The organism is Tropicibacter alexandrii (genome assembly GCF_003667315.2).
Lineage (GTDB): Bacteria > Pseudomonadota > Alphaproteobacteria > Rhodobacterales > Rhodobacteraceae > Tropicibacter > Tropicibacter alexandrii.
In genome coordinates this window covers 1-4,909 of sequence record NZ_RCTZ02000043.1, presented here as the reverse complement: position 1 = coordinate 4,909, position 4,909 = coordinate 1, and the positions used below count along the sequence as shown (strand labels likewise).

Here is a 4,909-nt window from a genome sequence, read left to right as displayed (position 1 = left end):
GTTGCGAGGCCTCGGACATGCGATCCTGTCCGTCCTCGATGAGGCATCAGCATGGCTGGGTGAGGCAATCCCGGCTTCTGTCCGGGATGCCGTGCCGGCCCTGCGTAGGGCGCTCGAACGGCTCAGGCCGGAGCCGGAGAGATACGATCTCGAGGATGAAGGGCCAGGGTTCTAGCTCATTCGATTGCTTTGGCATTTTGATCTATGATGAGATAATTTTTTTGATAGTGTGAAGGACAGATGATCACCTGTGGAGAAGAAGATGAAATTGTGGAAAATTGAAGTGTTCGAAAATACTGAAGATGTAGAGCCAATAAAAATTGGATTTTTCTACGCTGAATCAGAGAAAGACGCTTCTTCCATGGCAAAGTCATCTATGGGTGATGCATGGAGAATTGATTTTTGTACAGAGGTTACCGGGCCAGATAAAATACCTGAGGGTTTTGTCGCATGGGTTGGTCCCGCTTCACAATTCGGTTCATGATACAGTGCTGTGGTGGTGAAAAAATGAAAAACGGATTAAAAGTTGGTGGTTTGATGAAATACATACTGCCCATTTCAGTGGCAACATTAATCACCTCTGGGCCAGTATTGGGGGAAGATTTTAATAACTCAGTGCCGGTTAATTTGCTTTTAAATAATGAATACAATCTTTCGGCAACTTTGCATGAGGTTCGCGCGGTTGAAGCGATTGGCGCGCCAGCACAAATTCATAGCGCGAGGGTATTTATGCTCGATGAGGCGGGGATGAATCGTGTGTATGGAGAGGTTCAAGTTGCAGGCGATAGAGAGTTGACAGACTGTGTTTACCATCCAAGCACACCAAGTGCTATTATCGAGTTTGATTTTGATTCTGAAAGTATTTTATCCGCTGAAGTGGTGGTCGCAACCATTGACTCTTTTGGAGGCTTTGGAAGTTTTCAAAGACTTGTTGTTGAGGGGCAACTCGGAGCGCCACTGCTCGGTACTTTTTCTTGGGGAATAGGTGTGCCAAGGGGGTTCAGAGTTAGGGGTGGAGTATATATTACAGTAACGTCCATTATAACAAGTGATGGTGAAATATGGGAGGGAAATCCCATAAATATTTTGCGGCCGAATAATGAAGTGATACCTGATAGGGGCGTGATATCTGGAAATCCTTATTCTAAGCCAAGATTTTGTGACTACACTATTGCGGGCGAAAATGATCAGCAGCTGTCGTCCGAATACAGCGGTGATATATTTATAGAGCTGGACAGATTGGTCGATAGGTTTGGCGCGCAGAATCTGAGGGACGCTCTGGAGCGTTATTGACTTCATTATGCTTCGCAACCCTGTGCCGAATTCACGAAATGAAGCCGGCACAGGGTTATGGTGAAGATTTTATGGGTGGTGCGATTGTTCGCCTGCGACACGCCGGTTCGGCCACCGCAACAGGTGCGTACGCGGTTCCCGTGGTTATCACGCATCACCACTGCCACCAGCGGCGCGGTCGAGACGGCCCTCTGGATTGTCGTCTTGCTCTTTCCGGTGGCTTTTGCCGCCTGTCCGAGAGTGTATCTCATGGGGTCTTGTCTCGTTCCAAATGGACGGTCTCTGGAATTTTCCGTGTTTTCGACTGGCTCCCAGGGGGATCTGTGGTGAAAATATCATAGGCGGCACGGGCCAAATCGCGCTCGTTCCGGGTGATCTGGCGCCCTCCGGCCTCGAATGTCCGGCCCGCCCTGTCGCCCCAGATCTCCCGTTCTGCGTTCGTCAGCCCATTCCACCACTCCCGGGCCGGATCACCCTGAGGCGTGTCTTCGATGATCGGCGGAGCTCCGGAGGTTTCCTGTGCTTTTCGACGCGCGGCGCTGTGGCGGTCGTTTTCGGCCGCGGTTTCCGAGGCTTCGTGCGGGTCCTTCCAATGCCAGTCAAAGCGGACGGCATGGACTGATCGGCCGCGCTTTTCCGGGGTCATCTTGACCGTGACCGTGCCGTAGTCGTTGATCGCGTCGATGGCGGGCTTGAGGACCCATCGGCTGAACTGTCCCCAAACGTCGTACGCTGTGCGATCATCAACTCCCATGAGCGCGCGCAGCTCGGCCAGGTCGAAGATCCAGTAAGGGCGCCCGAGGCGTTTTTTGTCTGCGAGGAGAGCGTAGAGCTGCCGTCCGTGGCCGGTCAGCCGGTGAGCAGCTGCAGCCTCGATTTTCGTGAAGTTGGCCGGGCTGCGGAGGGCGTGAACCCCGGCGGGCGGGATCAGCAGGCGCGCCATGCTGCCGCCCTCGGTGATGTGCCATTCGGCCAGGACGACGGCCCCCCAAGGATCGCCGCGATGCTCTCCGGACAGCTTCACCCCAGTCAGCCGCTCCAGGCACTGCCGCAGCCAGACATTGTCGGCCCTGCTGCCCTCCCCCCGGAGGCGTAGGGTCGGCACCTCCAGCCATACGGAATTGGGAACGGTCGCGGGCACGCGCTGTTCGTCCAGCGCGGCTGCGATTTCCCAGACCGCCGACACCATGGCGGGCGTCAGGGGCGTTTCGGATCGGAGCGCGACGGCGCTGGATGGAACGGTGATTTCCCTCATCAGTGGAGGTTACAAGTTTGCTTGCTCCATAGTCAACTCTCCATACGCCCCTCCCGGACCTCCATTCATACCCTCCCGGACCTCCATTCATACCCTCCCGGACCTCCATTCATACCCTCCGGCATCTACATTTTTACCCTCCGGGACCTCCATTTTTAGCCCCCCAGTGTCAGTGTCGGGTGTCGAGGGGAGCGAAGCGACACGCGACACTCGACACCCGACACTCAGCGAAACTTCACCCCTCATGGTCGGCTGATCGGCCAATTTCTGGCCGTGCTGGGAGAGAGGGGTTGGCGATGCTTGATAATGGCCTTGTTTTCGTATATACGAAAATTATGTTGATGATCGTCTGGGATGAGCCAAAGCGCCAAGCGAACCTCGCCAAGCATGGCTTGGATTTCGGTGACCTCGATGAGGGGTTCTTTCTGGCTTCGGTCGTGGTTCCCGCGAGAGACGATCGGCACATGGCGATAGGGCATCTCGCGGATGGGACGATCGCTGTGGTGTTTGCCACCCTGGGCATCGAAGGGGTGTCCGTGATCTCGATGCGCCCTGCCAGTCGGAAGGAGAGGACCCTGCTATGACCCGAAAGCACCTGACCGAAGAGCAGATCCAGCGAATGATCGCCAGCGATCCGGAAGCGCCAGAAGTCACGGATGAGCAGATCAGCCAAGCCAAGCCGTTTGCTGAGGTGTTTCCAGCCTTGGCGGAAGCCATGCGCAGAAACGCTGTGGGCCGTCCTAAGGCGGAGAACCCAAAGGTGGCGGTGTCGCTGAGGCTCGATCCGGAGATCGTGGCTCGGTTCAAGGCGTCCGGTCCGGGGTGGCAAACCCGGATGAACGACGCACTCCGGGAAGCTGCGGGGCTTTGAAGGTGCAGAATGCGGCCATTCTGTCCGGACCATGTCCGGCTCTGGGGTTTCGAAAGGGGCTGGTCCCTTCGGTTGGGAGTTTCGAAAGAGGGGCGCAGCAACCCTCTTCGCCGGAGAGCCATAAACAGACCCCATCGGGGGGGTGTTTATGGCTAGTAGGTTATGAATAAACGATAATTTGCCATTTTGTTATTCGATTATCCTATCATGAACAGGGATTTTCGAAAGTCCGGATTTTGGATTTTCATGTGGGTCGGCGATCTTTGGGGGTATGAGCACCGAACCCCTGAACATTCGCCCCGAAGATCTCACCGGTGGGAACCCCCGCGCCGCTTCCGTGCGGCTGGAGGGAAAGTCCCTGTCCCAGGCTTATGGCCAGAGACGCCATGATTTCCGGATTGGCCCTCAGCCCAAATACGTGGATCCTGCTCGGAAAAGCTTGAACAGGCCCCTGATGGAACCCCGCCCTGTCTCGCAGATCAGGGATGAGGTTCTGGCGCTCCGGACAGCCCGTGGGGCCAAAAGAGCCATGAAGAGCAACGCGGCTGTGGTCACTGCGGGGATCGTGACCTTCGGGACGGAAGCCCAGGAGATGTTCCTGGCGCTCACCATCGAACAGCAGGATGCGGCCTTCCGGGAACTCGCGCAGGCCGTCGCGGAACGGCTGGACACATCCCTGGAGGCGCTGATGGTCCATTGCGATGAAAGCGCCATCCACGCCCATTTCGAACTCCGGGCCTGTAACCGGGCCGGGATCCCTCTGGCCAAGGCTACACGGCCCGCTCTGATGATCGAGCTGCAGGATCTGGTCTTCGAGGTCATGTCCCGTCACTGCGAAGGCATCGAGCGCGGTAATCGCAAATATGACCGGCTGGCCGCGGGGGAGGATTACGCCGCCACGGTCCACAAGTCGGTGCGCCAGTTGCATCACGATCTGCCGCTGGAGATCCAAGCTCTCGAACAGAAACGGGAGGCCCTTCAGGCGGATCTCCCAGAGTTGGAGACTCGGGTCGAGGAGATGCAGGGCCGGGTCGCCAAGCTGGAGGCGGAAGCGGCGGATCGGGAGCTGACCGCGGCCAAGGTCAAGCGGCTGCGGGTCTATCGCGATCGGCTCTCGGACCGTGTCCGGGATCTCGAAGCCCGCCAAGGTGAGCTGGAGGCGCTCCAGGCCAAGCATGACCGTCTCACGGGCGAGGTCAAAACCCTGGAAGACCGGGCCGAGGTGGCTAAGCGGAAGCGGGTCCGGGCTGAGGGTGGGGCGCGCAGGGCCTCAGAGCGGGCCGCTGAGGCCGATAGGCGTGTTTTGGCTGTCGAGGGGCGCGAGGCGCGCTTGAGGGCCTCAGAGGCCGCTCTGCGCGCCTCTGAGGAGGTATTGGAAAATCGGGAGCAGGATGTCGAAAAGCGCGAAGGGGTGTTGCGAGGCCTCGGACATGCGATCCTGTCCGTCCTCGATGAGGCATCAGCATGGCTGGGTGAGGCAATCCCGGCTT

At 57.7% G+C, this 4,909-nt stretch carries 7 protein-coding genes; 5 read left to right on the top strand and 2 right to left on the bottom strand.

Annotation, left to right across the window (positions count from 1 at the left end; translation table 11 throughout):
• The first annotated feature begins 262 nt into the window (after positions 1-262).
• Positions 263-484 (top strand): hypothetical protein, encoded by a 222-nt coding sequence (locus D8Z78_RS24165; RefSeq protein WP_128910926.1) that lies wholly within the window; start codon positions 263-265, stop codon positions 482-484.
• Between the two features lie 23 nt (positions 485-507).
• A complete protein-coding gene (locus D8Z78_RS24160) occupies positions 508-1,293 on the top strand; it encodes a hypothetical protein (RefSeq protein WP_128910925.1) in 786 nt (261 codons plus the stop codon).
• 5 nt (positions 1,294-1,298) lie between these two features.
• Here the strand turns inward: D8Z78_RS24160 and D8Z78_RS24155 are convergent, their stop codons facing one another.
• Together D8Z78_RS24155 and D8Z78_RS24150 are read right to left on the bottom strand one after the other, a co-directional pair.
• Positions 1,299-1,544 carry a hypothetical protein gene (locus D8Z78_RS24155; RefSeq protein WP_128910924.1) on the bottom strand — a complete coding sequence of 82 codons (246 nt, stop codon included), beginning with the start codon at positions 1,542-1,544 and terminating at the stop codon, positions 1,299-1,301.
• The gene (locus D8Z78_RS24150; protein WP_121634697.1) at positions 1,541-2,548 is read right to left on the bottom strand and encodes a replication initiation protein; all 1,008 of its coding nucleotides are present in this window, start codon (positions 2,546-2,548) and stop codon (positions 1,541-1,543) included. The genes D8Z78_RS24155 and D8Z78_RS24150 overlap by 4 nt, the downstream gene beginning before the upstream one ends.
• A gap of 296 nt (positions 2,549-2,844) precedes the next feature.
• On the opposite strand from D8Z78_RS24150, the gene D8Z78_RS24145 reads away from it, so the two are divergent.
• The 3 genes from D8Z78_RS24145 to D8Z78_RS24135 all read left to right on the top strand — a co-directional run.
• Positions 2,845-3,132, top strand: a complete 288-nt coding sequence (locus D8Z78_RS24145; RefSeq protein WP_204332703.1) for a BrnT family toxin — start codon at positions 2,845-2,847, stop codon at positions 3,130-3,132.
• Positions 3,129-3,419, top strand: coding sequence for a BrnA antitoxin family protein (locus tag D8Z78_RS24140; RefSeq protein WP_119918575.1), 291 nt, complete (start codon positions 3,129-3,131; stop codon positions 3,417-3,419). Before D8Z78_RS24145 ends, D8Z78_RS24140 begins: the two co-directional genes overlap by 4 nt.
• Before the next feature lie 271 nt (positions 3,420-3,690).
• Positions 3,691-4,909, top strand: a 1,219-nt coding sequence (locus D8Z78_RS24135) for a plasmid recombination protein (protein WP_338064699.1), incomplete at its 3' end; no start/stop codon positions are given.

Excerpts from the sequence above, each read along its gene's own strand:
- D8Z78_RS24140 (WP_119918575.1), top strand. The coding sequence starts at position 3,129 with ATGACCCGAAAGCACCTGACCGAAGAGCAGATCCAGCGAATGATCGCC.
- D8Z78_RS24165 (WP_128910926.1), top strand. The coding sequence starts at position 263 with ATGAAATTGTGGAAAATTGAAGTGTTCGAAAATACTGAAGATGTAGAG.
- D8Z78_RS24145 (WP_204332703.1), top strand. The coding sequence starts at position 2,845 with ATGCTTGATAATGGCCTTGTTTTCGTATATACGAAAATTATGTTGATG.
- D8Z78_RS24155 (WP_128910924.1), bottom strand. The coding sequence starts at position 1,544 with ATGAGATACACTCTCGGACAGGCGGCAAAAGCCACCGGAAAGAGCAAG.
- D8Z78_RS24160 (WP_128910925.1), top strand. The coding sequence starts at position 508 with ATGAAAAACGGATTAAAAGTTGGTGGTTTGATGAAATACATACTGCCC.
- D8Z78_RS24150 (WP_121634697.1), bottom strand. The coding sequence starts at position 2,548 with ATGAGGGAAATCACCGTTCCATCCAGCGCCGTCGCGCTCCGATCCGAA.